The following is a 24,698-nucleotide window of genomic DNA, read 5'->3' as shown; positions in this document are numbered from 1 at the left end:
CGCCGCGGTGGGCGGCGCGCTCCACCTCCGCCGCCGCGCGCGGCGAGCCCGCGCCTCGGCCTGACGGACGCCCGGCCCGGAGACGTATCCGCCCTCGATCCCCGTCGCGCGCCCGCGGCGGGGATCGAGGGCGGACGCATGGACACAGACGCCAGAACGTGATCGGTCCCGCGCATTTCCGTTCGGCGAATGGCCGTTTCATAGAAGGGAATTGACCGCTGGAGGCTGTCCTTCCAGCAAGGTCACATGGCGAACCCGAACTGACTATGCTCCCCGATGTGTTGCGCCGTGCTCACAGCGAGTCACCGCCGCGCAATGCATCACCTCAGTCCGTTCATTTCAGACGGTTTAGGGACCCCCTGATGGTTCGTGCAGGTTCAATTTCCAGATCCCGGCCGACCTCGGTCGCCCGGGTTTGGCTCCTCCCGCCCGGAGTTCTGGCCGTGGCCTCCGTGATAGCGCTGCTGGTCACCCCCGCGCAGATACGGACACCGGTCGCCTGGTGCGGACTTGCCGCGGTCCTCCTGGCCGTCGCCACCTCGGCCGTCGCCGCGCTCCGGACCAGCGCGGCGGAGGCGGAGCGGGACACCCGGGCGCGGGTCGAGGCGGCGGAGCAGCACGCCCAGCGCGAGGAGGAGCTCCTCGGGCGCCTGGCGGACCAGCGGGCCACCGTCCTCTGGCTCGCCCAGGAACTCCTCCCCGTGGCCATCTCCCGTCTCCACAGGGGCGACTCCTCCCCGGACATCATCCACGCCGTGAAATTCGGGCAGCACCTCGACCCCGATTACGTCGTGGCGCTCAAGGCGGCCCTGAGGACGTCCCTGGAGGCCGTGGAGAACGAGGTGCAGAGCCGCGACTCCTCCCAGCGCGCCCTCGTGGCGGTCGCGCGCCGGGTCCAGGCGATCGTGCACCAGCTCACCAAGGACCTCCACGCCATGCAGATCCTGCACGGCAACGACCTCGTGGTCTCCCGGGGACTGCAGAACGTCGACCACCGCAACGCCCTGATCGGCCGCCTCGCGGCCAGCGTCGCGGTCCTCGGCGACGCGCGGCCCGGGCGCCAGTGGTCCAAGGCGATCCCGCTCTACGACATCCTGCGCGGGGCCATGTCCCGCATCGTGGACTACCCCCGCGTCAAGCTGCAGTCGGTCGCGGAGGTCGCGGTGACCGGCCCCGGCGCCGAGCCGATGATGCACCTCCTCGCCGAACTCCTCGACAACGCCACGACGTTCTCCCCGCCGCACACCCCGGTCGAGGTCACCGCGAGCGAGGTGCCCTCCGGCATCGCGATCGAGATCGAGGACCGCGGAGTCGGTCTCACCGAGGAGGTCAGGCGGCGCGTCGAGCGCGTCATGGCCCAGTCGCAGACCGGAGTCAACCTGTCGAGCCTGGGCGAGCTCACCCAGATCGGCCTCCCGGTCGTCAGCCGGCTGGCCCGCGAGCACGGCTGCGAGGTCGACCTGCGCACCTCCGCCTACGGAGGCGTACGGGCCGTGGTGCTCGTCCCCCGTGAGCTGATCACCACCGTGCCCCCGGGATCCCTGCTGACCTCGGAGATCCTCCGGCGGCGGCGCGCGGGAGGCCCCGTCCTGCCCCGGCCGACCCCCGCGCCCGACGCCGGCGGGGCCGCCGTCGAGGTCAGGAAGACCGCCAACGGACTCCCGCAACGACGACGGGAGGCGCCCTCGCCCATGCTCCCGCAGCGACGACGCGAGTCGCCGGTCCCGACGCCGCTCCTCCAGACCGGGCCCCCGCCCGCCGACCCGGCGGCCTCCCTGGCCGGCTCCCGCCCGCCGGGACTGATGTGGGAGGCGTTCAACGGCACCAAGAGCGGCGACGACACACCGGTCGCCGACCCCCTTCTTTCCCCCAGCGAGCCGTCAGATGAGGACGAGTAACATGCAGCCACTGCCGAACATGGACTGGATGCTCACGGACCTGGTGAGCAGTGTCCCGTACGTGCGACACGTGGTCCTCCTGTCGTCGGACGGCCTCAGCATCGGGCAGGCGAACACGGCCCCCGACACCGCCGACGCGATCGCCGCCGCCTGCTCCGGCATCCAGAGCCTCGCCCGGGCCATCGCGCAGATGTTCCCGCAGGGGGACGGATCGACGCACATGGTCGGGATCGAGGCCGACGGCGGCTACTTCTCCCTGATGGCCGCCGGCCCCGGGGCGTATCTCGCGGTCCTCGCCGACCCGGAGGTGGACGCCGGACTCCTCGGCAACCGCATGCGCACGCTGGTCAGCCGCATCGGCCAGCACATGACCAGTCCGCCTCGTGAGGACGTCGGGCAGGCGATGTGACATCGGAGAACCAGGGCCCCTGGCATGAAGGCACACCCGTCCCGCTCTACGTCGTTACCGGAGGCCCGGACCCCACGGCCGGGAAGTTCAACCTGGTCACCCTCATCGCGACGAGGTCCGAGCCCGACCCCGCCATGCAGCCCGAGCACTCGGCCATCCTCACCCTGTGCACGTACCCGCTCTCGGTGGCCGAGGTCTCCGCGTACCTCGGTCTCCCCTTCAGCGTCGTCACCGTGCTGCTCGCCCAGCTCGTCGAGGAGGAGCGGGTCGAGGCCATCTCGCCCGTGCCCGTGGCGGCCTATCCCGAACGCGGCCTACTGGAGGCGGTGATCCATGGACTACGCAAACTCTGACCTGCTCGAGGCAGGCCGGCGCGACACCGACCTGCTGCTGCCGCACGGCGCCAGGGGAGTCAAGGTCGTGATCGTCGGCGGCTTCGGCGTCGGCAAGACCACCATGGTCGGGTCGGTGAGCGAGATCCCGCCGCTGACCACCGAGGAGACCATGACGCAGGCGGGCGTCGGGATCGACGACAACCCCGGCGCCAAGGGCAAGAAGACCACGACCGTCGCGATGGACTTCGGCCGGATCAGCATCAACCAGGAGCTGATCCTCTATCTGTTCGGCACGCCCGGACAGGAGCGCTTCTGGTTCCTGTGGAACGGCATCTTCGAAGGCGCGCTCGGCGCCGTCGTCCTCGTCGACACCCGCAGGATCGAGGTCTCCTTCGAGGTCATCACCCGGCTCGAAGACCGCCGCGTCCCCTTCGTCGTGGCCGTCAACGCCTTCCCGGAGGCCCCGCAGTACCCCCTGACAGATCTGCGCACCGCTCTGGCCCTCAACGACTCCGTGCCCATCGTCACCTGTGACGCACGGGACCGGGCGTCCTGCCGCGACACCCTGCTCGCGCTGATGGGCTACCTGTGCACCCTCGCCGCCGCCCAGGAGACCGCATGACCGTCCCACCCACCGAACACGCCACCGCACAGCCCGGCGCGGTCCCGCCCCCCGGCTGCCCGGCCCACATCGGCGACGGCCCCGGCGGAGCCACCCGGCTCTACGGCCCCGCCGCGTCGACCGACCCGATGGGCCTGTACGAGGCCTTGCGCGCCGCCCACGGACCGGTGGCACCCGTCCTGCTCGACGGCGACATCCGCGCCTGGCTCGTCCTCGGATACCTGGAGAACCGGGACGTGGCCAGCCGCCCCACCCAGTTCTCCCGCGACCCCCGCGTCTGGCACGGCTGGCGGACCGGGGAGATCGACCCCGAGACCTCACCGCTCATCCCCATGATCGGCTGGCGCCCCGACTGCGTCTGCGCGGACGGCGAGGAGCACCAGCGGCTGCGGGGCGCGGTGACGTCCAGCCTCAGCCAGTTCGACCACCGCGGCCTCCGCCGTCTCATCACCCGCTTCTCCCACCAGCTGATCGACACCTTCTGCGAGCGCGGCGAGGTGGAGCTGGTCGAGCAGTTCACCGAGCACCTGCCCATGCTCACCCTCATCCATCTGCTCGGGATGTCGGACGAGGACGAGGACGCCCCCAGGCTGGTGCACGCCGCCCGTGACCTGTTCAAGGCGACCGAGACCTCGCTGGCCAGCAACGCCTATGTGCTCGAATGCCTGGAAAGGCTGGTCGTCGAGAAGCGCGCCGATCCGGGCCACGACGTCGCCTCCGCGCTGATGGCCCACCCGGCGGGGCTCACCGACGAGGAGGTCAAGCACCACCTGCGGCTCATCCTGCTCGCCGGCTACGAGACGACCGCCAACCTGATGTCGAACGTCCTGCGCATGGTCGTCACCGATCCCCGGTTCCGCGGCTCCCTCGCGGGCGGCCAGATGACCGTTCCGGAGGCGGTGGAGCAGGTCCTCTGGGACGAGCCGCCGCTCATGGTGTGCCCCGGCCGCTGGGCCAACGGCGACACCACGCTCGGCGGGCAGGAGATCAAGGCGGGGGACATGCTCCTGCTCGGTCTGGCCGCGGGCAACATCGACACGGCGATCCGCCCGCACGCCGACACCCCCGTGCACCACAACCGCGCGCACCTGTCCTTCAGCGCGGGCACGCACGAGTGCCCGGGCCAGGACATCGGCCGCATCATCGCCGACGCGGGCATCGACATCCTGCTCACCCGGCTTCCCGACGTCGTCCTGGCCATTCCCGAGGAGGACCTCAGCTGGCGTTCCTCCACCTGGGCCCGGCACCTCACGGCCCTGCCGGTGACCTTCGCGCCCCGTGCGCCCCAGGGCGACGACGAGCCGGCCCCGCTGCCGGCCCCGCCGGCGCGGAGCGACGGAAGGCCCGTGCCGGCGCCGCGGCCGGTGTCCGAAGCGGGGCCGGTGACCGAGCCGGGGCCGGTGGCCGACCCGCAGCCGGCGGCCGACCCGGCGGCGGGGCGGCCCGCGCCCCGGCTTTCGTGGGCGGCGCGCGTCCTGCGGTTCCTGCGCGGAAAGTAGGAGTGCTCCGGGGCGGCCCCGCTGCCCTCACTCCGGGAACGAGCTGTCCCCGGAGGCGTAGCGGGGTGCTCCGGTGTACCAGGCGTGGAGGCCGGAGAGGAAGCCGCAGGCTCCCCTGAGCCAGGTCTCCAGTTCGGCCCGCTCGTCGCGGTCGAGGCCGGACCGGTGGACGAGCAGCGGCAGTTCGCTCTGCCTGAGGTGCTCGAACTCCCGCAGGCGGGCGTTCACCAGATGGAGTGCGGCGGGCACGGCGGCGTGCAGGGTGATGCCCAGGGAGGTTCCGACGACCAGGACCAGATTGTTGACATCGTTCTCCTCGTGCACCTCCCTCTCGTAGGACGCGATGTCGTTCGCCAGCCCCATGAAATCCATGAAGGCGTCGAGCAGGGCACGGACGGTCCGGGTGTGGCGTATTTTCTCGGGTATGCGCGCGCCGGTGGCCAATTCCACGGAATAGGGGGCCGTATAGGCGGCGAAACTCTCCCGCCGGAACGGGGCGTAATCGATCAGGTGGGGAATGCGGCCGCTGCGGCTGTTGGTGAGTTCCTCGACCCCCGCGTCGACGTAGCGCGCCAGAGCCCGGTTGAACTCCGTGCGCCAGTGGGCCAGTCTCGGCGGGAAGAGGTGCTGCTGGAGATCGGCTATCCCCCGCTCGACGGCGTTCGTCGGCTCGGGCAGCCTGGCCCCCCGCTCGGGGCGCAGGAAGGCGTGCAGCCGGGTGGTGAAGGCGCGTGCTCCGGCGAGGTCGCCGGTCTGCTTGAACGCGGACGCGAAGTAGTCGTCCCAGGCCAGGGCCCAGATGTTGAAGCGGTGGTTGAGCCGGAGGTCGGAGAGCGCGGCGTCGGGGAGGGTCCAGGCCGTCAGCTGGTCGACGGTCATCGCGTGGAACTTGGCCCGGCTCCAGATCGGGGGGCGGGCCGGCGGCCCCGGGTAGCCGTCGAGCATGCCCATGGCGCGCGCCCAGGACTCGCTCTCCTCGTGCAGGGCCGGCAGATGCGGATTCACCCGCAGCGCGTGGGGCATCCACAGCAGGGGCACGTCGACGGCGCGCACTGTCATGGGGACCGACCTCCTTCTGACTCGACCCGCACCGGTGCGCCGCGAGGCCGGCCACTGCCCGCCCCACGGCTCTCCAAACCTGCCCGCCACGGACGACCGGAAACCGACAACTCTCCCCGGTGGACGATCAGTTCGGGATCACTCGCGCAAAGAAACGATCCTTCCGGGCCGTCGAGCGGCGCCCTACAGCGGCTGGTCGGGCCAGTCCAGGAGACGGGCGCCGATGACGGCCGTCTGGAGGGCGTAGCGCTGCACGGGATCGCCGGGGTCCGCGCCGGTGAGCCGGTGGATGCGATCGAGGCGGTACGTCATGGCCCGCACGCTCAGGCTGAGGTCGCGGGCTGCCTGCGCGGTGACGCAGCCGCTGTCGAAGTACGCCGTGAGCGTGTCCAGGAGGGGCTTCGCGCCGCCGCGGGCCTGCCGGAGCGGGCCGAGCACGGTGCGGACGAGGTCGGCCATGGCCTGCCGGTCACGGGTGAGGACCGGGTAGACGAGGAGGTCGGCGGCGTGCAGGACCGGCTCGGTCAGCTTCATGCGGGCCGCGAGGGCGAGGGCGTTGAGGGCCTCCTCGTAGGAGTGGACGACACCGCCCGCGCCCGGGTGCGGGCGGCCGATGGCGACCTGGCCGCCGTCGGTCGCCGCGTACGCCTGCTGGGCGAAGTGGGTGAGCACCTCGGGCTCGTCGGCCGGCGCGACGCAGATCAGCCGCCCGTCCTTGGTGGTGAGCAGGATTCGGCGGCTGCCGAAGCGGGCGACGAGCGAGGACTCGACGGTACGGGTGACCGCGTAGCCGTCGCTGTACGGTTCCGGGCCCTGGGCGACGGCCACGGTGTGGCCGGGGGACAGGAGCAGCCCGAAGCGCTCGGCCCGCTCGGCGAGACGGCCCAGATCGCTCCGGCCGTACAGCAGGTCGTCGATGAACTCCCGCCGCGCCGCCTCCTCCTGACGCATCGCCAGGTGCTGGGCTCGCTCGTGGCCCTCGGCGAAGGCGTCCACGGCCTGCTCGACGGCGCTCAGGAGGTGGTCCGCGGCGGACTGCGGCAGAGCGGGGCGCACCCGCTCGGCGGCGGAGAGATGGGCCCGGACGAGGGCGCGCAGTCCGATCCCGGCCTCCGCGGCCCGCTCCCCGAGCGAACCCAGGGCCTCGCGCTCCTCCCGGGTGAGTCTGCGGCGGGTCGCGCACACGCCCGCCAGGATCTCGGCGTACCCCTGCAGGTACGCCTCGGCGGGCTCTCTCTCCGGCACGCTTCCTCCCCCGTTCCCTGACGCGCCCCTGACGTGTTCTTGACGCGCGGCGATCAAGGGTGACACGCCCGGGGGCAGGGAGGGGAACCGGCATCGAGACGCCGTCGAACACTGCCGGACACCGGCAGTGCGCGGCGGATGACCAGGCCTCAGGATCACAGAGGGGCCCGGTGCCGCCAAACGGGGGAGTCGGCGGCACCGGACCCTTGGTCCCACGGTACAAGCAGCGGACGGGTACGGGTGCCGGAATCGACCAGAACGGCGCGAAGTGAAGCGCGCCGCCCGTACCCGAACACCGCCGGAACCGGCGGAGAGAGCGAGCGACAGGATGGCCAGGCCGGTGCACGCGGCGATCGGCGAGAAGCCCGTCCGCTGCCAGATGTGCGACAACGACACCTTCCGCGAGCGGGAGGTGAAGCTGAACAGCACGGGCATGGAGTTCTTCAACATGGCCTGGGCGAACGAATCGGCGACCGGCCTGATCTGCTGGACGTGCGGCTACGTCCACCTGTTCGTCAACCGGGACATCAGGCTCTTCCGGCTACGGGAGTGAGCCCGGTCTCCGGGAACCGCGACGGCTCCCTGCGCCGCGCCGGATCGAACCCCGGACCGGGAGGGGTGGTACGGATCAGGCGGTGAACGAACCGTGCCGGCCCGCCCCGGCCGCGAAGCGCGCCGCGCCCGAGAGGGTCTCGCCGGCCGTCAGGGGCACCATGCCGTGCCGCAGTTCGGCCGCGAGGGCCTCGGGCTCGGGCAGACCGTGCTGCTCCCGGACGGACAACCGGTCGTGGCGCAGGCACAGCTGGGGGAACCCGGCGATCTCCCGCGCCAGTTCCTCCGCCGCGGCCCGGGCCCGGCCCTTCGGTACGAGCCGGTTGGCGAGCCCGATCGCGTACGCCTCGGCGGCGGGGACCGGACGGCCCGTCAGGATCAGGTCCATGGCGCGGCTCTCGCCGATCAGCCGCGGCAGCCGGACCGTGCCGCCGTCGATCAGGGGCACGCCCCAGCGGCGGCAGAAGACCCCCAGGACCGCGTCCTCCTCGACGACGCGCAGGTCGCACCAGAGGGCCAGTTCGAGGCCGCCGGCCACGGCATGGCCGCTGACCGCCGCGATGACGGGCTTCGTCAGGCGCAGCCGGGTCGGGCCCATCGGTCCGTCGCCGTCGGGGGCCACCCGGTTCCCGCGCTCGGTGCCGACGGCCTTGAGGTCGGCGCCCGCGCAGAACGTGCCGCCTTCGCCCCAGAGCACCGCGACCGCGGCCTCCTCGTCGGCCTCGAAGGCGCGGAAGGCGTCGGCCAGCCGGGCGGCCGTCGGCCCGTCCACGGCGTTGCGGGCGGCGGGCCGCGACAGGACCACCGTGGTCACGGGCCCTTCGCGCTCGACGCGTACGGCGTCCCGGTCCGCCGGGGTCGCTGCTTCATCGGTCATGGCGGGCATTCTCACGCCCTTGGGGCCCGGCGAACAGACCGGGATCAGCCCGCGGGCGGGGTGAGGACCACGAAGTCGGCGTTCGACGGGTCGAGACAGACCGCGAGCCGTCCGACGCCCTCCATGTCCACCGGTCCCATCTGCACGCTGCCGCCGTGCGCGTTGACCTTGTCGACCGTGGCGTCGCAGTCGGCGACGGCGAAGACGGGGTGCCAGTACGGCTTCCCGTGCGCGAGGGCGAGGTCCGCCTCGGCCACCTGCATGAGTCCGCCGTGCATGCGCTCCGCGGGAAGCCCGGCGGGCGTGATGAGGCTGTACGTCCCCGCGTCGCCGGGCAGGTCCATGTCGTCGAACCACCAGCCGAGGACTCCGCCGTAGAACTCCTTCGCGGCCGCCGCGTCGCTCGTGTACAGCTCGGTCCAGCTCAGGGAGACCGGCTCGTCCACCAGCTCGACGCCCTGGGTCTCGCCCGGCTGCCAGACGGCGAACTGCCCCCCCAGCGGGTCGCTGTACTGGGCCATCCGGCCCTCCTCGCCGAAGCTCTTCGGCGCCACCCGGACCGTGCCGCCCGCGCCCTCCACCGCCCGGGTCGTCTCGTCCGCGTCGGTGACGCAGTAGTAGATCATCCAGGCCGAGCGCGCGCCCGGCTCGGTCAGTCTGCCGAGCCCGGCGACGATCTTCCCGTCCGAGCGGAACATCCCGCCTTCGGCGTCCTGTTCCCCGCCCATGGGCTCGTACTCCCAGCCGAGCACGGCGCGGTAGAAGGCCGCGGCGGCGGGCACGTCGGGGGCCCCGAGGTCGAGCCAGCAGGGGGAGCCGGGCACGAAGGCGGTGGTGAGCATGGCGATTCCCTTTCGCGGATCCAGTACGTCCCACCCTGGCACCGGTGCAGGCCTCCCGCCCGTCGGCCGTCCCCGGGAGACTGTCGATGCGCGGGGCCTGGCCACTGCCGTCCACCGGCTGGGACGCCCCGGCACGGCGTCCCCCATTTCATCCGCCGTACATGGAACGGCGGCCCTCTTCCCCCTACTGTCGTGAGCATGGCAGCAGGAATCCTCACTGCGCGCCGCCACGTCGACCAGGGACACACGGCGAGCGCCCTGTGTACGGTCGCCCCGGCGCGCTGATCGCGCCCCCTTCCCCCCACGGGATCCCCACCTGGCGCCCCCGCCTGACTCCCGTCTCTTCCCCTTCCGCACCACGGCCGGCGGCACCGCACGCCCGTCCGCCCGTGGCGCCCCCCTGCGCCCACGTACCCGGAGGAATGGACACCATGAGCGAGAACCGACGACCGCAGGTCAGCCGGAGAGGCTTCCTCGGCGGCGCCGCCGCCGTCGCGGCCGCGACCGCCGTACCCGGCATCGCACAGGTCGCCGCGGCCGGCCCCGCCGCTGCCGCCACCCGGCCGAACATCCTGCTGATCGTCACCGACGACCAGCCCAAGCACACCGAATGGGCCCTGCCCAAGACCGTCGCCTGGCTCGCCGACCAGGGCGTGAAGTTCACCAACGGCCATGTCACCACCCCGCTGTGCGCCCCCTCGCGCTCCAGCGTGTTCTCCGGCCGCCACGCCCACCACCACGGCGTACGCAACAACAAGGCCTCGTACGCGCTCGACCAGAGCACCACCGTGCAGAAGTACCTCAAGCAGGCGGGCTACCGCACCGGCCTGTTCGGCAAGTACCTCAACTCCTGGACCCTGGCGGAGAACCCGCCGCACTTCGAGGAGTTCGCCCTCCTCCAGCCCGGCTACGTCGACGCCCAGTGGAACGTCGACGGCACCGTCCAGACGATCAACGGCTACACCACCACCATCGTCAAGAACCGCACGCTGAAGTTCCTCGACAAGGCCGCCACCGACACCCGGCCCTGGTTCGCCTACGTCACGCCCTACGCGTCCCACGGCCCCCGCACCCCCGAGGCCAAGTACGCCGGCACCGCCGTCCCCGACTGGAACGGCCGCCCCTCCGTCCCCGAGAACGACCGCAGCGACAAGCCGGCCTACATCCGCAACGCCACCGGCACCCTCGCCGACGGCCGGACCATCCGCGCCGAGCAGCTGCGCACCCTGCTCTCCGTCGACGACGCCGTGCAGGCCTTCAAGGACAAGCTCCAGGCCCTGGGCCAGCTCGACAACACCCTCGTCATCTACATCGGCGACAACGGCTTCAGCTGGGGCGACCACGGCTGGACCGCGAAGTCGGTGCCCTACCGCCCGGCGCACGAGGTGCCGTTCTACCTCTCCTGGCCGGCCGGCGGGCTCGGCGCCGGAACCCAGGACAACCGCATCGTCGCGAACATCGACATCGCGCCCACCATCCTCGACGCCGCCGGCATCACCCCGAGCGCCTCGCAGGACGGCCGCTCCCTGCTCTCCGGCTACAGCCGCGACCACCTCCTCGTGGAGTGGTGGAAGCAGGGCACCGGCACCGGCGGGGCGCCGACCTGGTCCTCGTACGTCGCGAAGGACAAGCAGTACACCGAGTACTACGACCTGACGACCGACGTGAACGGCACGGTCTCCGGCACCGGCCAGGTGCAGTTCCGCGAGTACTACGACCTGGTCGACGACCCGTACCAGCTGACCAACAAGCTCCACCAGGCCACACCGGCCGAGGAGCAGGCCCTCGGCGTCCCGGCCCTGGCCGCCCAGCTCGCCGCCGACCGCGCGGCCTGACCCACGCCCCGGGCACCCCCGGCGAAGGGGGGTGCCCGGGCTCAGTCGTCCCGGTCGACGAGCAGGTCCCGCACGCACCCGCGCAGCCAGGCGTGCGCCGGGTCCGCGTCGTGCCGCGGATGCCAGGCGAGACCGACCGGCAGCGGCGGCAGGTCGAGCGGGACCTCGAAGGTGACCAGGCCGAGGGACTCGGCCAAGGAGCGGCTCCGCGCGCTGATCAGGCCGACGAGGTCGGTGTCGCGCAGCACGAACAGCGACGCCGGGTACGTGCCGACGCTCGCGACCACCCGCCGCCGCAGCCCGTGCTCCGCCAGAGCGGTGTCGATCGGGCCGTGCAGCCGCCCCCGGCGCGAGACCACCAGATGGTCCGCCTCCGCGAACCTCCGCCGCGTCAGGCGCCCGTGGAGGAGCGGATGCCCCGCCCGGACGACCGCGATCATGCGGTCGTCCAGGACGTGCTCGGTGTGCACCTCGGGATGGACGGTGTCGATGACGCCGATCTCCAGGTCGGCGACCCCCTCCCGCAGCGTCGGCGCGTCGATGTGACTCTCGCTGAGGAACCGCAGCCGCACCTGCGGGGCCTCCCGCCCGGCACGTGCGAGCAGCGCGGGGCCGAGCAGCGCGGGATGGGAGTCCTGGCCGAGCACCGTGAACGTCCGTGCGACGGTGCGGAGATCGGTGGGGCCCGAGGCGGCGAACAGCGCCCGTGCCCGCTCCACGACCGCGCCGACCTCGGCCCGTACGGACAGCGCGTACGGCGTCGGCACCATCGCGCGCCCCGCGCGCACCAGGATCGGATCGCCGAGCGCCTTCCGGATCCGGCCCAGGGTACGGCTGGTGGCGGGCTCGGAGAGATGCAGCCGCCGGGCCGCCCCGCGCACGCTCTGCTCCTCGAGAAGGACGTCGAGGGCGACGAGAAGATTGAGGTCGAGACCGGTCGGGTCCGCCGATTGCGTCATACGCACTCATCCCTTGCGAAAGATGCACTGGAAGTAATCCACGGGCCGAGCCTACGGTGGGCGCACATCCCCTCACCACGACGCTCCCCGGAGGAGCCATGTCCTCGCCTGCCCTCTCACCGCCGCCCGCCGCCCCGGCCGACCCCGCGCCGAGCCCGCTGAGGCGGTCGACCCTGCTCGCCCTGTGCGCCTGCGTCCTCGTCGCCCAGAGCATGGTCGCCGCCATCAACCTCCTCATCCCCCAACTCGCCGCCTCGGCCCTGCGTCCGTCCTCCACCGAGCTGCTGTGGACGGTGGACGCGTACGTCATCGTCTTCGCCGGACTCCTCATCCCGGCCGGAGCCCTGGGCGACCGCCGGGGCCGCAAGGGCGTCCTGCTCGCCGGACTCGCGCTGTTCGTCGCCGGGGCCGCGCTCAGCGCCCTCGCCGCCTCGCCCGCGCTGCTGATCGCGGGCCGCGGGGTGTCCGGCGCCGGAGCGGCCTGCATCATGCCCGCGACCATGTCGATCCTCGTGCAGCTCGCCGGACCGGAAGGCCGGGCCCGTGCCCTCGCCTCCTGGACCCTCGCCGTCGGCCTGGGCGGCCTCGCGGGGAACGTCGGCGGGGGAGCGGCCGGCCAGTTCCTCACCTGGCGGGCCCTGTTCTGGGTGATGGTCCCCCTGGGCGCCCTGCTCGCCCTGACCGTCGCGGTCGCCGTACCGCGCACCGAGCGCTCCCCGCACGGACACCCCGACCCCCGCGGCACGGTACTGCTCGTCGCGGCCCTGGTCGCCCTCCTGGCGGGCATCATCGAAGGCCCGACGTACGGCTGGACCTCACCCCGCATCCTCGTCTTCTTCGCCGTGGGCGCGGCCCTGACCGCCCTGTTCACCCGGTACGCGCTCCGCTCGCGGACCGCCCTGTTCGACCCGCGGGTCTTCCGCTCCCGGCAGCTGCGCGCCGCCGTCCTCGGCACGGCCACCGGCTTCTTCGGCCTGTTCTCGCTCTTCTACGCCAACTCGCAGTACCTCCAGTACGTCAAGGGGTACGGCCCCGCCGTCACCGGGCTCGCCATCGTCCCGCTCACCATCGGCATGGCCGTCTTCCCCAAGATCGCGACCCGCTGGCAGGCCGCCTCGGGACCGCGCCCCGCCATCACCACCGGCCTCGCCCTGATCGGCGCCGGCCTCCTGGGGGCCTCCACCGCCGGCGCGGCCACGCCGTACGCGCTGTACGCCTGCTGGCTCCTCGTCATCTCTGCGGGCACCGGCCTGTGCATGCCCACCCTGACCGTCGGCGTCGTCTCCGCCCTCCCCGCGCACCAGGCCGGTCTCGGCTCCGGCCTCGGCACCTCGGCCCGGGAGATGGGCGCCGCCCTCGGCGTGGCCGTCACCGGCACCGTACTCGCCGTCCACGAGGCCGACGCCCGCGCGGGCTCCTTCGCCGACGCGATGAGCCCGGCGCTGCGCACGGTGGGCGCGGTCGTCCTGGTCGCCACCGTCCTGGTGACCCTCGGCTACCGGACCCGGTCCGGCGAGGCCGCACCCACCGGCTGACGGGGCGCCGCCCGGGCCGTCCACCACGCGCGTGCGTGTGGGCCGGATGGCGCAGGCGGCGCGCGGCGGAGCCCGTACCGCGAGAAGGTGGCCGGATCCTGGGACAGGACGGCCTGGTGGCCGACGAGGGCCCGCACGGCCGGCCCCCTGCGGCCGGATCCGGGCCGCCCGCGACCACCGTCCGCCGTACCCGGTCCCGCAACCGAGGAGGTAGCGCATGCCCCGACGTGTCCCCGCCGCGTACGCCGGGCGGAATTCCACGAGCTCCGCCCGTGGCCGCACCGGCCCCCGCCCCGGGCACCGATTCCGTACGGCGGCCGCGGGGGCGGTCGTGGCGGCCGCCGTCCTGGCCGGCGCCGCGACGGCACCGGTCACGGCCGCCCCGTACGACGGAGGGCACGGCGACCCGGCGCTGCGGAAGGCCCTCGCCGACCTGGTCGCGGCACCGGGCGGCCCGCCCGGCGCGATCGTCGTCCTCACCCGGGACGGCGAACGGCAGGTCTACCGGGCCGGCACGGCCGAGGTGGGCACGGGACGCCCGCCCCGGCCCGACGACCACATGCGCATCGCCAGCGTGGCCAAGGCCTTCAGCGGCGCCGTCGCCCTGAGCCTCGTGGACCGGCAGGCCCTGGACCTGGACGACACCATCGGCTACCGCCTGCCCCACCTGCCCGCCGACTGGCACGCGGTGACCCTGCGCCAGCTCCTCCAGCACACCAGCGGACTCCCCGACTTCAGCAAGAGCAAGGCCTTCCAGGACATAGTCCGCGCCGACCCCCGGCACCACTTCGACTCCCGCCGCCTCCTCGACTTCGTGGCCGACCAGCCGCTCCTCTTCCCGGCGGGCAGCCGCTACGCCTACTCCAACTCGGACAACATCGCCGTCGCCCTCATGGCCGAACAGGCCACCGGACGCCCGTACGAATCGCTCCTGAAGCACCTCGTGTACCGCCCGCTCGACCTCAACGAGACCAGCCTCCCCCAGGACTACCGGCTGCCCCGCCCCTTCCTGCACGGCTACTTCACCGCCCCCGGCGAGCCGCCCGAGGACGTGAGCGAGGCGGTCAGCGCCTCCGGCGCCTGGGCCTCCGGCGGCATCGTCTCCACCCCCGCCGACCTGAGCGGCTTCATCGGCGGCTACGCCGGACCGGAGCTGCTCACCCCCATGACCCGCCAGGCTCAGCAGGACTTCCTCCCCGGTGGCGCCTCCGAACCGGCGGGACCCGGCGCCAACGCGGCCGGCCTGGGGCTCTTCCGCTACACCACCCGCTGCGGCACGGTCCTCGGCCACACCGGAAACACCCCCGGCTACACGCAGTTCGCCGCGTCGACGCGGGACGGCCGACGCACGGTCACGGTCTCCGTCACCAGCCAGGTCACGACGAACCCGGCCCTGCTGACCCGACTGCGCGCGGTCGAGGAGCAGTTCGTCTGCGCCCTGCTGAACGACCGGGGCCCGGGGTCCTGGGTGCCCCGGCCCTAGGGTCTGTGCCGGGTGCGTGAAAGGGCCCCCGCCGTGAGGCGAAGGCCCTTTCGATCAGAAGGCGCCGTTCAGGTCCCGCCAGTCGCCGCCGCCGAGCCAGTCGCCGGCTCCGAGGCCGCCGCTGCCCGTACCCGGGTACCGGTACAGCATGCCGTCGGCGGCGTTGGTCGCGACGAGGTCCGGTCGGCCGTCGCCCGACCAGTCACCGTTGGCGATGATCGCCGGCATGCCGTTCCAGCCGCCGCTGCCGACGAGCACACGCGAACCGAGCGCGCCGGCCCTGCCCGGGTAGAGCCAGAGCTTGCCGGTCGACGCCTCGCGGGCGTAGAGGTCGGCCCGGCCGTCGCCGTTCATGTCACCGACGCCCGCCAGGGCGTTCATGCCGTTCCAGCCGCCGCTGCCGAGCAGCTTGCGTGCGCCCAGGGTGCCCGTGGAGGTGCCCGGGTACAGCCACAGCCTGCCGGTGGACTTCTCCACCGCGAGCAGGTCGGCCCGCGCGTCGCCGGTCATGTCGCCGAACGCGGCGATCCGGCTCATGCCGTTCCATCCGCCGGCGCCGATCAGCTTGCGCGTGCCGAGGCCGCCGGTCCCGGTGCCGGGGTAGAGCCACAGTCTGCCGGTGGACGCCTCGCGGACGATCACGTCCTCGCGGTTGTCCCGGCTGAAGTCGCCGTGCCGGACCATGGCGTTGAAGGCGTTCCAGCCGCCCGTGCCGACCAGACGGCCGTTGCCGTCACCGGGCAGGAACCACAGGCGTCCGACCAGGTCACGGACGAGGACGTCCGCCCTCCGGTCGCCGTTCATGTCGCCGAAGCCTGCGGCCCTGGGCGAGGTCTCCGCGAGCCAGTAGGGGTACGCGGGCCCCTCGCACTCCCGGATCGTGCGGACGATCTTCACCGAACTGACGGACCTGCTGGCGATGCTGGTGGTATAGCCGTCGTTCCCGTACCGCCCGGCACCGTCCACGTAGTTCGGCTCGTTGAAGGTGCAGGCGAAACCCGGCGTGCGGTTGATGATCAGGCGGAACTTGTTGTCCCACGTGCCCAGTGTCGCCTTGCTCGACTGCGTCTTGAACATCGAGCCCGTGCTGTCGGTGTTCGCCCACGCACAGAAGTACCCCGTGGGGCAGTCGCTCACCGCCGCCTGTGCGGGCGCGGCGCCCGCGCCGAGCAGGCCGAGCGAAGTGAGTCCCAGCGAGGCGGCCGAGGCGGCCACACGCCGGAACAGGGGTGTACGCATGAATTCCCTCCCTGATGTGACGCGTGCATGATTCGACGCGCCACGGCAAGGACCGTATCCGCATGCCTCCGCCCGCTGCCACGTGGTTCCACCGGCCCACCGGCCCTCGCGGGCGCGACGAGAAGAGGCGGGGAGCGGCTCAGGTCCGGTGGACGGCGTACCCCAGGTACGTCACCAGCGGGCTGCCGTTCGCCTCGATCACCATGTCGACCAGGGCCGGCAGCTGCTCGTCGGTCAGTGTGCCGCGCCTGCGCCCGCGCGTCGCCCGCACCAGCCTCCGTACGTCACGGGGCTTGAACGACGAGACGTCCCGGGCGGAGAGCCCGGCCCTGTCGAGGGCCTCGGCGAGCTCCGCCGGGCGGCGCAGCCGGTGCGTGGCGTAGCGGCCCCGCGGCATGATCCGGGTGCCGGGGAACGTCTGGAAGGCGCCGAGGTAGATGAGCCGGGACAGGGGAGTGCGGTTCACCGTGTCGTACACGAAGGCTCCGCCGGAGCGCAGGACGCGCGCGGCCTCCGCGAGGACCGCGTCCGGCCGTTCGGTGATCTCCAGGGTGTCGGCGCAGTACACGAGGTCGAACGAGGCGTCGGGCAGGGCGAGTTCCTCCGCGGGCGAGGTCAGATAGGTGAGGCCGAGGCCGCCGTCCGCCGCCACCGCGAGGGCCGTCGCGGCGGGGGAGGGGTCGACGGCGACGACCTCGAATCCGAGCCGTGCGAGGCCGCGGGCGGCCAGGCCCCGTCCGCTGCCGACGACGAGCGCCCGGCCGCCGTCCGCCGGGAGGCTCAGCTCCGCGAGCACGCGCCGCAGGTAGGCGAGGCGTACGGACTGGAAGGTCAGGGCCCGGATGTGGCGGCCGTCGACGGCCGAGGGCCCGGCCGTGTCGAGTGCGATGAGCGGGGCGACGGGCATGGCGGCTCCCTCGACGATCGGGTGAGTTCCCTCAGTAAACCTAGCACCACCCAGTTCCCCGAGGGAACCCGACATGGATACGATGGGGCCGTGACCCGAACCCCGCTCTCCGACGTCGCGTGCTCCATCGCCCGCGCGACCGACCTGTTCGGCGACGCCTGGACGGCCCTGATCATGCGGGACGTCCTCGTCGGCATCCGCCGCTTCGACGAGCTGGTGGAGGACCTCGGCCTCTCCCGCAAGGTCCTCGCCGCGCGCCTCGCCCGGCTCGTCGAGGAGGGCGTCCTCGTGCGCGAGCGGTACCAGGACAGTCCGCCGCGCGAGGAGTACGTGGCCACGGAGAAGGGCCGGGAGCTCTACCCCGTCCTGCTCGCGCTGATGGCGTGGGGCGACAAGTGGTACGCGGGCCCCGCCGGTCCGCCCGCCCGGATCCGCCACGACGCGTGCGGGCACGTCGGCACCCCGGTCGTGGCCTGCGAGGCCTGCCGGGAGCCGCTCACGGTCGCCGACACCACCCAACTCCCGGGCCCCGGCGGCCGGGTGGGCGCGGGCACACGACTCCTCGGCCCGCTGATCGCGGCGCGCGGGGAGACGGACGGGGGCTGACGGCCCTTGCATGGCGACGGCCTGGAGACGGACGGGGGCTGACGACGCCATACGCGGCGACGGCCTGGAGACGGACGGAAGCTGACGACGCCATACGCGGCGACGGCCTGGAGACGGACGGAAGCTGACGACCCCTTACGCGGCGACGGCCTTGAGACGGACGGAAGCTGACGACGCCATACGCGGCGACGGCCTTGAGGCGGACGGAAGCTGACGACGCCATACGCGGCGACGGCCTTGAGGCGGACGGAAGCTGACGACCCCTTACGCGGCGACCGGTTTCCCCCTTAACCTCGCCTCCTGCGCGCAAGTTACCTGCTGGTCACCCCTGTCGACCGGCGCACTGGGCCCGGAGGTCGCCATGAGTTCCGCGCAACACCTGCTCGAAAACCGGCCGCGTTCGGTGGCGCACCTCTTCCTCTCGCGGGTCGAGGCCACCCCCGACCGGGAGGCCTACCGCTACCCCGTGCCGGCCGCCCAGGGCGCCGAGGAGTGGCGCTCGCTGACCTGGGCCCAGACGGCCGAGCGGGTGCGGGCGATCGCCGCCGGGCTGCTCGCCCTCGGCCTGCGGACCGAGGAGCGCGTGGCCATCTCCTCCTCGACCCGGGTGGAGTGGATCTTCGCCGACCTCGGGGTGATGTGCGCGGGCGCCGCCGCCACGGCCGTCTACCCGAGCACCAACGCCGAGGAGACGGCATACATCCTCGCCGACTCCGACAGCCGGGCGATCTTCGTCGAGGACGCCGTCCAACTGGCCAAGGTCGTCGAGCACGCGGACCGCCTGCCCGGGCTCGGCCACGCGATCCTCTTCGACGCGGAGGCGGACCTCCCCCAGGTCAAGGGCCTGGAGGTCCTCTCCATCGCCGAACTCGAAGAGCGCGGCACGGCGTACCTCCAGGAGCACCCGGACGCGATCGACACGACCGTGGGGGCCATCGAGCGGGAACAGCTCGCCACCCTGATCTACACCTCCGGGACCACCGGCCGTCCCAAGGGCGTGCGCCTGGTGCACGACTGCTGGTCCTACCAGGGCGCCGCGCAGGAGGTCAGCGGGCTTCTCGAACCCGACGACGTGCAGTTCCTCTGGCTGCCGCTGTCCCACGTCTTCGGCAAGGCCCTGATCTCCGGGCAGGTGCAGACCGGGCACGTGATGGCGGTGGACGGGCGGATCGACCGCATCGTCACCAACCTGCCCGTGGTCCGGCCCACCGTGATGGCCTCGGCGCCGAGGGTCTTCGAGAAGGTCTACAACGGCATCGCCGCGAAGGCGAGGGCCGAGGGCGGCGCGAAGTACAGGATCTTCCGGTGGGCGGCGAAGGTGGCCCGCGACCACGCCAGGACCGCCCAGGAGAGCAGGGTGGCGACGGGCAGCCGCAAGGTGCCCCTGTGGCTCGGCGCCCAGCACGCCCTCGCCGACAGGCTGGTCTACGGCAAGATACGGGCGGCGTTCGGCGGAGAGCTCCGCGGCAGCGCCTCGGGAAGCGCCGCGCTCGCCCCCGACATCGGCTACTTCTTCGCCGGCGCGGGCGTGCCCGTCCTGGAGGGCTACGGTCTGACGGAGACCAGCGCCGGCTGCACGGTCAACCCGGTCGACGACTTCCGGGTGGGCACGGTCGGCAGGCCCCTGCCGGGCACCGAGGTCCGCATCGCCGAGGACGGGGAGATCCTCCTGCGGGGGCCCGGCATCATGCGCGGCTACCACAACCTTCCCGAGAAGACCGCCGAAGTCCTGGAGAGCGACGGCTGGTTCCGTACCGGGGACATCGGCGAGGTCGACAAGGAGGGCTTCGTCCGGATCACGGACCGCAAGAAGGACCTGTTCAAGACCTCGGGCGGCAAGTACGTGGCGCCCACCGAGATCGAGGGCCGGTTCAAGGCCGTCTGTCCGTTCGTCAGCAACATCCTGGTCATCGGCAGCGGCCGCAACTACTGCACCGCCCTCATCGCGCTCGACGAGACCGCGATCATGCCGTGGGCGGCCTCGAACGGCCTCGGGGGCCGCACCTACGCCGAGCTCGTCTCCTCGCCGGAGGTGCGGGCGCTGGTCGACGGCTTCGTCCAGCGCGTCAACGGCGACCTCCAGCGCTGGCAGACGATCAAGAAGTTCTCGCTCCTGCCGCGCGACCTGGACGTCGAACACGGCGAGCTCACGCCGAGCCTCAAGGTGAAACGACCCGTCGTGGAGCGCGAGTACGCGGACGTCGTCGAGGCCATGTACGAGGGCGCCCGCGAGGCCTGAGGCCGACCCGCCGGCCCGTCCGGTACGGCACTCCCGGCGCCGTACCGGACGTACGGCACGCCCGGCGCCGTACCGGACGTCACCCGTCCCCCGTCACCCCGTCCGTCCGCTCCCGCAGGAAGTCGGCGTGACCGTTGTGGCGGGCGTACTCCTGGATCATCAGCAGGTAGACCCAGCGCAGGCTGAGGGAGACCCCGCGCGAGGACAGGAAGGTCTCGTCGAGGTCGTGGCCGGCCGCCGCCGCGTCGCAGGCCTCGACCTCGGCCCGGTACCGCCCGAAGTCCCGCTCGGCGTCGGCCGCGCGCACCCCGTCGAGCCCCTCGTTGCCGTCCGCCGGACCGGTGAAGACGTCCCCGAGGTCCTCACCCGCGAAGCCGCGCCGGAACCACCACCGCTCCACCTCCGCCATGTGCCGGACCAGGCCGAGGAGCGTGAGGTCCGATGGCTCCACGGTCGCGCGCGCCAACCGGTCCCCGTCGAGCCCGGCGCACTTGGCGAGCAGGGTCTCGCGGTGCCAGGCGAGCCATCCCTCCAGCATCTGACGCTCGGTCACGGAGCCCAGGTCGCCGAGCTGTTCGGTGCGGGCGACCGGTGGTGCCGTCCAGGTCATGACTCCAGTACCTCCACGTGGTCCCCGATCGCGACCGCCAGGATCCGGGAGCCCGGTTCCGTGGTGCGCCAGCGGTGGCGGACGCCGCCGGACAGCAGCAGCGTGTCCCCGCGGCCCAGACGGTGGAGGCGTCCGTCGGCCTCCACCTCCACCGCGCCGTCCGCCACGTACAGCAGCTCGTCGTTCCGGTGCCGGAACTCGCGGTCCGCCTCGTGCGCGCCGACGAACTCGAGCGCGTGCAGCTGATGCCGGCCGCGCACCACCGGACGGACGCGCGCCTCCCGGTCGAGCCCGCTGTCGTCGTCGGCGCGCACCACGTCGACCGTACGGGTCTCGTCGGAGGCCGCGAGCAGCTGGACGGCCGTGGTCCCGAGGGCGTCCGCGATCCGCTGGAGCGAGCGCATGCTGGGCCGCGCCCGGTCGTTCTCGATCTGGCTGAGGAAGGGGGAGGACAGTCCACTGCTCCGCGCCACCTCGGCGAGCGTCAGGTCGAGTGCCCGTCGCCGGCGGCGCACGGCGGCGCCCACCCGCGGTGTGTTCGCGGCCTCCATGGATGGTCCCGTCCTTTCCCTCCGGCGCCCGGTGGCGCCTGACGGCACCCTACGCGGCCCGGCCTTGAAGCCCGGAAACGGTTTCGTACTCCCGACACACGCCCGTCACACAACGCCTCTACCGTCAAAGTCGGTTGTTCTCATCAAAGAAAGTTTGAAGAAGCCCCGACGTGCCCCCGATCGACCAGAACTCACGCCGCCGCCGTCCCACCGGCCTCATCGCCCTCGACGAGACGGCCGCGTCCGAGGGCTACACCCTCTACGCACCCCTCACCGGCACCGGCGAGGTCTATCTGATCGACCTCCACGGCCGCACCGTCCACCAGTGGAACCTGCCGTACCGCCCCGGCCGCCACGCCCGGCTGCTCGCCGACGGAACCCTCGCCTACAACGGCGTCCTCCCGGGGGAGAAGGCCCTGTTCCCGATGTGGCACAAGTACCGCGGCGGCGTCATGCTCCGCGCCGCCGCCGACGGAACCGTGCTGAGCGAGCACCGCGACCCCCTCCAGCACCACGACGCCCACCACCTCGACGACGGCCGCATCCTCTACACCGCCCTGGAACCCCTCGCCGGGGCCGAGGCGGCGGCGGTACGCGGCGGAGTGCCCGGCTCCGAAGCCGAAGACGGCCTCGTGTGGGCCGACACCATCAAGGAGGTCAGCCCGGACGGCGAACTCCTGTGGTCCTGGCGCGCCGCCGAGCACCTCGACCGCGACGCCTTCCCGCTGCACGAGGCCTACGCCCGCGAGCACTGGCCCCTGATCAACAGCGTCACACCCCTGCGGGACGGCAACATCCTCGCCAGCCTGCGCAGCGTCTCGGCCGTCGTCGTCATCAGCCGCGAGACCGGCGAGATCCTCTGGCGCAGCCACCCCGGCACCGTCAGCCAGCAGCACGCGCCCACCGAACTGGACGACGGCCGGCTGCTCGTCTTCGACAACGGCGTCTTCCGGCCCGGCCACGACGTCCCCCACTCCCGCGTCGTCGAGATCGACCGGACCGACGGCGAGGTCGTGTGGGAGTACCACGACCCGGCCCGCGAGTTCTTCTTCGCGCCCTTCATGGGCTCCGCGCAGCGCCTCCCGAACGGCAACACGCTCGTCACCGACTCCCCGTCGGGCCGGCTCTTCGAGGTGACCAAGGACGGCTACCTGTGCTGGGAGTACGTCGTCCCGTACTTCGCCGGCTACGGCGAGAGCGAGGTCCGCAGCCTCTTCCCGTCCCAGCCCAACGCCGTCTTCCGCGCCTACCGCTACTCCGCCGCCGACATCCCGTGGCTGGAGGCGACGGCATGACCACCGCACCCGCCGCCAGAACCGCGGACGCCCGCCCGGTCGAGGACGTCGACGCGCGCGTCCCGTACCGGCGCCTGGCACCCCTCGCCGCCCAGCACGTCCTCGCGATGATCGCCGCCCCGGTCTCCACCGTCTTCCTCGTCGCCGGCAGCCTGAAGATGACACCGGGAGCGACGGCCTCCCTGCTCAGCACCGTCCTGCTGCTCTGCGGCGCGGGCGCCCTGCTCCAGTCCCTCGGCGTGTGGCGGATCGGCGGCCGGCTGCCGTTCGTCATGCTGCCCGGCGGCGCCGCGACCGCGCTGTTCCTCCAGATCGCCCAGGAACACGGACCGGCGACCGCGACCGGCGCGGTCCTCCTGGCGGCCGCGCTGCTGCTCGCCGTCCTTCCCCTGTACGCCCGTGTCGTACGGCTCTTCCCGCCGCTGGTCATGGGCGTGACCGTGCTGCTCATCGGGGTCGCGATGATCCGGGTCGCCGCCCGGCTCGTGACAGGTCCCGACGGCACGGGGGAGCCGCGCGCGGTCCTCCTCGCCGCCCTCACGGTGGCCGCGACCGTCGCCGCGTACGTGTTCCTGCGCGGCGTCTGGCGACAGACCTCCGTCCTCCTCGGGATGGCGGCGGGAACGGTCGTCGCGGTGGTGACCGGCCTCGGCTCGTTCCGCCCCGCGGCCGGCAGCGGCTTCGCCCTGCCCGTGTTCCTGCCCTTCGGCGCACCGCGCTTCGACCTGGTGGCCGCGCTTCCGCTCCTCGTGTTCAGCCTCACCACGCTGGCCGAGATCACCGGGCAGACCGTGCTCAACAGCGAGACCGTGGGCCGGACTCCGGCTCCCGAGCGGGACGTTCCGCGCGTCGCCCGCGCCGACGCGCTGGTGTCCCTGGCCGGCGGTCTCTTCGGCACCTCCCTCATGGTCACCAGCGCCGAGAACATCGGCATCGGCCGGCTCACCGGCGTCCGCAGCCGCTTCGTGACCGCGGGTGCCGGAGTGCTCCTGGTCGTCCTCGGCCTGGCCACGCCCGTCTCCCGGGCCCTGGCCGGCATACCCGAGGCCGTCGTGGGCGGGTCCGCCCTCGTCGTCTACGCCGTGATCGCCGTCATGGGCGTCGAGATGCTCCGCCGTGCCGATCTGTCCGGTACGGGCACGGGCTCGCTGACCGCGGCCCTCGCGCTCACGGCGGGACTTCTGCCGCTGCTCAGCCCGGACCTGTACGCGGGCTTCCCCGGCTGGGCCCGGACGATCCTGGGCAGCGGAGTCGTCGCCGGCACCCTGACGGCCGTCCTGCTCACGGCGCTGCTCGGCCGGGTCCGCCGCCCTGGAGGCACGGAGGCCGTCAGCCCCGCCGATTGAACGGCAGCCGGCCCAGTACGACCGCCATGCCGCAGGTGTCGGTGACCGCCGAGAACACCAGGCCTCCCGCGATCGCCGCCGACAGCAGCGGGAACGCCGGATGCACGAGCAGCCCGAGGACGAGCCCGAGCAGCACCAGGGCCCCGGCGGTGAAGCGCACCTGGCGCTCCATCCCCCAGACGGCTCGTACGGGACCGGGCGGGTACTCGAGACCGTGACCGGCCTCGGCCCAGGCCCGGGTGCCGCCGGCGAGGCTCGCGGCGGGGATCCCGTGGGAGGCGAGGACCGCGGCGCCCTTGTCGGAGCGGGTGCCGGAGGCGCACACGAGGAGCAGCGGCCCGGTCTCCGCGGCCTGCCGCAGGTCCGCGAGGCTGTCGTCGATGAGGGGCAGGGGAACGTTGACGGCGCCCGGCAGCCGGCCGGAGGCGAACTCTCCGGGGGTGCGGACGTCGACCACGTGCAGCTCGGGCAGCCGCGGCAGGGCTTCGTCGACGCTGAGGGTGCTTGAAATACCCATGGGGAACCTGTCCTCGCGAGAAACGGAACGCGCCGGCGGCGGGACCGTGTGCCCGGGATGCTAGGCGAGTCGGGGCCGCGCCGCCGGGAAGCGGACGGGATCGCCACGGGGTTGGGCCGCCGCCCGCCCCGCGGGGGGACCCCGCCCGGCGGCCCCCCCCCCGGGCCGCCCGCGCGCCACCCGGCCCCGCGCCGGGGGGGTGCCCGCAGCCGCCCCGCCCCCCCCCGGCCGCCCCGGG

Annotated in this window: 23 protein-coding genes; 13 read left to right on the top strand and 10 right to left on the bottom strand. The window is 72.9% G+C overall.

The window, feature by feature from the left end; genetic code table 11:
- Nucleotides 1–443 precede the first annotated feature (443 nt).
- Genes ACWGN5_RS14280 through ACWGN5_RS14260 form a run of 5 tightly spaced genes read left to right on the top strand, consistent with a single transcriptional unit; the run spans nt 444 to nt 4,763 of the window.
- On the top strand, nt 444–1,898 hold the full coding sequence (locus tag ACWGN5_RS14280; RefSeq protein ID WP_453514646.1) for an ATP-binding protein: 1,455 nt from the start codon (nt 444–446) through the stop codon (nt 1,896–1,898).
- Nucleotide 1,899: 1 nt separating this feature from the next.
- Nucleotides 1,900–2,307: a roadblock/LC7 domain-containing protein gene (locus ACWGN5_RS14275; RefSeq protein ID WP_453514644.1), complete on the top strand. Its 408-nt coding sequence runs from the start codon at nt 1,900–1,902 to the stop codon at nt 2,305–2,307.
- A complete protein-coding gene (locus tag ACWGN5_RS14270; RefSeq protein ID WP_453514642.1) occupies nt 2,304–2,660 on the top strand; it encodes a DUF742 domain-containing protein in 357 nt (118 codons plus the stop codon). The genes ACWGN5_RS14275 and ACWGN5_RS14270 overlap by 4 nt, the downstream gene beginning before the upstream one ends.
- Nucleotides 2,641–3,264 (top strand): GTP-binding protein, encoded by a 624-nt coding sequence (locus tag ACWGN5_RS14265; protein WP_453514640.1) that lies wholly within the window; start codon nt 2,641–2,643, stop codon nt 3,262–3,264. Before ACWGN5_RS14270 ends, ACWGN5_RS14265 begins: the two co-directional genes overlap by 20 nt.
- A complete protein-coding gene (locus ACWGN5_RS14260) occupies nt 3,261–4,763 on the top strand; it encodes a cytochrome P450 (protein WP_453514638.1) in 1,503 nt (500 codons plus the stop codon). The genes ACWGN5_RS14265 and ACWGN5_RS14260 overlap by 4 nt, the downstream gene beginning before the upstream one ends.
- Before the next feature lie 27 nt (nt 4,764–4,790).
- Here the strand turns inward: ACWGN5_RS14260 and ACWGN5_RS14255 are convergent, their stop codons facing one another.
- Nucleotides 4,791–5,822, bottom strand: coding sequence for a terpene synthase family protein (locus tag ACWGN5_RS14255; protein ID WP_453514635.1), 1,032 nt, complete (start codon nt 5,820–5,822; stop codon nt 4,791–4,793).
- Between the two features lie 183 nt (nt 5,823–6,005).
- Nucleotides 6,006–7,067 carry a PucR family transcriptional regulator gene (locus ACWGN5_RS14250; RefSeq protein WP_453514633.1) on the bottom strand — a complete coding sequence of 354 codons (1,062 nt, stop codon included), beginning with the start codon at nt 7,065–7,067 and terminating at the stop codon, nt 6,006–6,008.
- Between the two features lie 328 nt (nt 7,068–7,395).
- On the opposite strand from ACWGN5_RS14250, the gene ACWGN5_RS14245 reads away from it, so the two are divergent.
- Nucleotides 7,396–7,620, top strand: a complete 225-nt coding sequence (locus ACWGN5_RS14245) for a hypothetical protein (RefSeq protein ID WP_453514632.1) — start codon at nt 7,396–7,398, stop codon at nt 7,618–7,620.
- A gap of 75 nt (nt 7,621–7,695) precedes the next feature.
- Here the strand turns inward: ACWGN5_RS14245 and ACWGN5_RS14240 are convergent, their stop codons facing one another.
- Nucleotides 7,696–8,496, bottom strand: coding sequence for a crotonase/enoyl-CoA hydratase family protein (locus tag ACWGN5_RS14240; protein ID WP_453514630.1), 801 nt, complete (start codon nt 8,494–8,496; stop codon nt 7,696–7,698).
- A 44-nt stretch (nt 8,497–8,540) separates the two neighbouring features.
- On the bottom strand, nt 8,541–9,338 hold the full coding sequence (locus ACWGN5_RS14235) for a VOC family protein (RefSeq protein ID WP_453514629.1): 798 nt from the start codon (nt 9,336–9,338) through the stop codon (nt 8,541–8,543).
- A 431-nt stretch (nt 9,339–9,769) separates the two neighbouring features.
- Here ACWGN5_RS14235 and ACWGN5_RS14230 point away from each other — a divergent pair, with 431 nt between their 5' ends.
- Nucleotides 9,770–11,173: a sulfatase family protein gene (locus ACWGN5_RS14230; RefSeq protein ID WP_453514627.1), complete on the top strand. Its 1,404-nt coding sequence runs from the start codon at nt 9,770–9,772 to the stop codon at nt 11,171–11,173.
- Nucleotides 11,174–11,214: 41 nt separating this feature from the next.
- On the opposite strand, the gene ACWGN5_RS14225 is transcribed toward ACWGN5_RS14230, so the two are convergent.
- Complete coding sequence (locus tag ACWGN5_RS14225) at nt 11,215–12,138, bottom strand: LysR family transcriptional regulator (RefSeq protein ID WP_453514626.1); 924 nt, start codon at nt 12,136–12,138, stop codon at nt 11,215–11,217.
- 92 nt (nt 12,139–12,230) lie between these two features.
- Here ACWGN5_RS14225 and ACWGN5_RS14220 point away from each other — a divergent pair, with 92 nt between their 5' ends.
- Together ACWGN5_RS14220 and ACWGN5_RS14215 are read left to right on the top strand one after the other, a co-directional pair.
- Nucleotides 12,231–13,667, top strand: coding sequence for an MFS transporter (locus ACWGN5_RS14220; RefSeq protein WP_453514624.1), 1,437 nt, complete (start codon nt 12,231–12,233; stop codon nt 13,665–13,667).
- A 217-nt stretch (nt 13,668–13,884) separates the two neighbouring features.
- Nucleotides 13,885–15,150, top strand: a complete 1,266-nt coding sequence (locus tag ACWGN5_RS14215; RefSeq protein ID WP_453514623.1) for a serine hydrolase domain-containing protein — start codon at nt 13,885–13,887, stop codon at nt 15,148–15,150.
- Between the two features lie 54 nt (nt 15,151–15,204).
- Here ACWGN5_RS14215 and ACWGN5_RS14210 read toward each other — a convergent pair whose 3' ends face one another.
- Both ACWGN5_RS14210 and ACWGN5_RS14205 read right to left on the bottom strand, forming a co-directional pair.
- Entirely contained in the window at nt 15,205–16,389 is a 1,185-nt protein-coding gene (locus tag ACWGN5_RS14210) for an FG-GAP-like repeat-containing protein (RefSeq protein WP_453514621.1), read from the bottom strand.
- A gap of 139 nt (nt 16,390–16,528) precedes the next feature.
- Nucleotides 16,529–17,296 carry a class I SAM-dependent methyltransferase gene (locus tag ACWGN5_RS14205; protein ID WP_453514620.1) on the bottom strand — a complete coding sequence of 256 codons (768 nt, stop codon included), beginning with the start codon at nt 17,294–17,296 and terminating at the stop codon, nt 16,529–16,531.
- A gap of 90 nt (nt 17,297–17,386) precedes the next feature.
- Between ACWGN5_RS14205 and ACWGN5_RS14200 the strand changes: the two genes are divergently transcribed.
- Both ACWGN5_RS14200 and ACWGN5_RS14195 read left to right on the top strand, forming a co-directional pair.
- A complete protein-coding gene (locus ACWGN5_RS14200) occupies nt 17,387–17,902 on the top strand; it encodes a winged helix-turn-helix transcriptional regulator (RefSeq protein WP_453514618.1) in 516 nt (171 codons plus the stop codon).
- Nucleotides 17,903–18,263: 361 nt separating this feature from the next.
- Entirely contained in the window at nt 18,264–20,141 is a 1,878-nt protein-coding gene (locus ACWGN5_RS14195; protein WP_453514615.1) for an AMP-dependent synthetase/ligase, read from the top strand.
- Nucleotides 20,142–20,220: 79 nt separating this feature from the next.
- On the opposite strand, the gene ACWGN5_RS14190 is transcribed toward ACWGN5_RS14195, so the two are convergent.
- Both ACWGN5_RS14190 and ACWGN5_RS14185 read right to left on the bottom strand, forming a co-directional pair.
- Entirely contained in the window at nt 20,221–20,751 is a 531-nt protein-coding gene (locus ACWGN5_RS14190) for a DinB family protein (protein WP_453514612.1), read from the bottom strand.
- Entirely contained in the window at nt 20,748–21,302 is a 555-nt protein-coding gene (locus tag ACWGN5_RS14185) for a helix-turn-helix domain-containing protein (RefSeq protein ID WP_453514611.1), read from the bottom strand. The genes ACWGN5_RS14190 and ACWGN5_RS14185 overlap by 4 nt, the downstream gene beginning before the upstream one ends.
- A 170-nt stretch (nt 21,303–21,472) precedes the next feature.
- Here ACWGN5_RS14185 and ACWGN5_RS14180 point away from each other — a divergent pair, with 170 nt between their 5' ends.
- Both ACWGN5_RS14180 and ACWGN5_RS14175 read left to right on the top strand, forming a co-directional pair.
- Complete coding sequence (locus tag ACWGN5_RS14180; protein ID WP_453514608.1) at nt 21,473–22,597, top strand: arylsulfotransferase family protein; 1,125 nt, start codon at nt 21,473–21,475, stop codon at nt 22,595–22,597.
- Nucleotides 22,594–23,943 carry a uracil-xanthine permease family protein gene (locus ACWGN5_RS14175; RefSeq protein ID WP_453514606.1) on the top strand — a complete coding sequence of 450 codons (1,350 nt, stop codon included), beginning with the start codon at nt 22,594–22,596 and terminating at the stop codon, nt 23,941–23,943. Before ACWGN5_RS14180 ends, ACWGN5_RS14175 begins: the two co-directional genes overlap by 4 nt.
- Here ACWGN5_RS14175 and ACWGN5_RS14170 read toward each other — a convergent pair.
- Nucleotides 23,927–24,460, bottom strand: a complete 534-nt coding sequence (locus ACWGN5_RS14170) for a rhodanese-like domain-containing protein (protein WP_453514604.1) — start codon at nt 24,458–24,460, stop codon at nt 23,927–23,929. The genes ACWGN5_RS14175 and ACWGN5_RS14170 overlap by 17 nt on opposite strands.
- Nucleotides 24,461–24,698: the final 238 nt, after the last annotated feature.

It is taken from the genome of Streptomyces sp. NPDC055815, assembly GCF_053616475.1.
The sequence above is the reverse complement of the archived record's forward strand: the minus strand, read 5'-3'. Positions and strand labels throughout refer to the sequence as shown.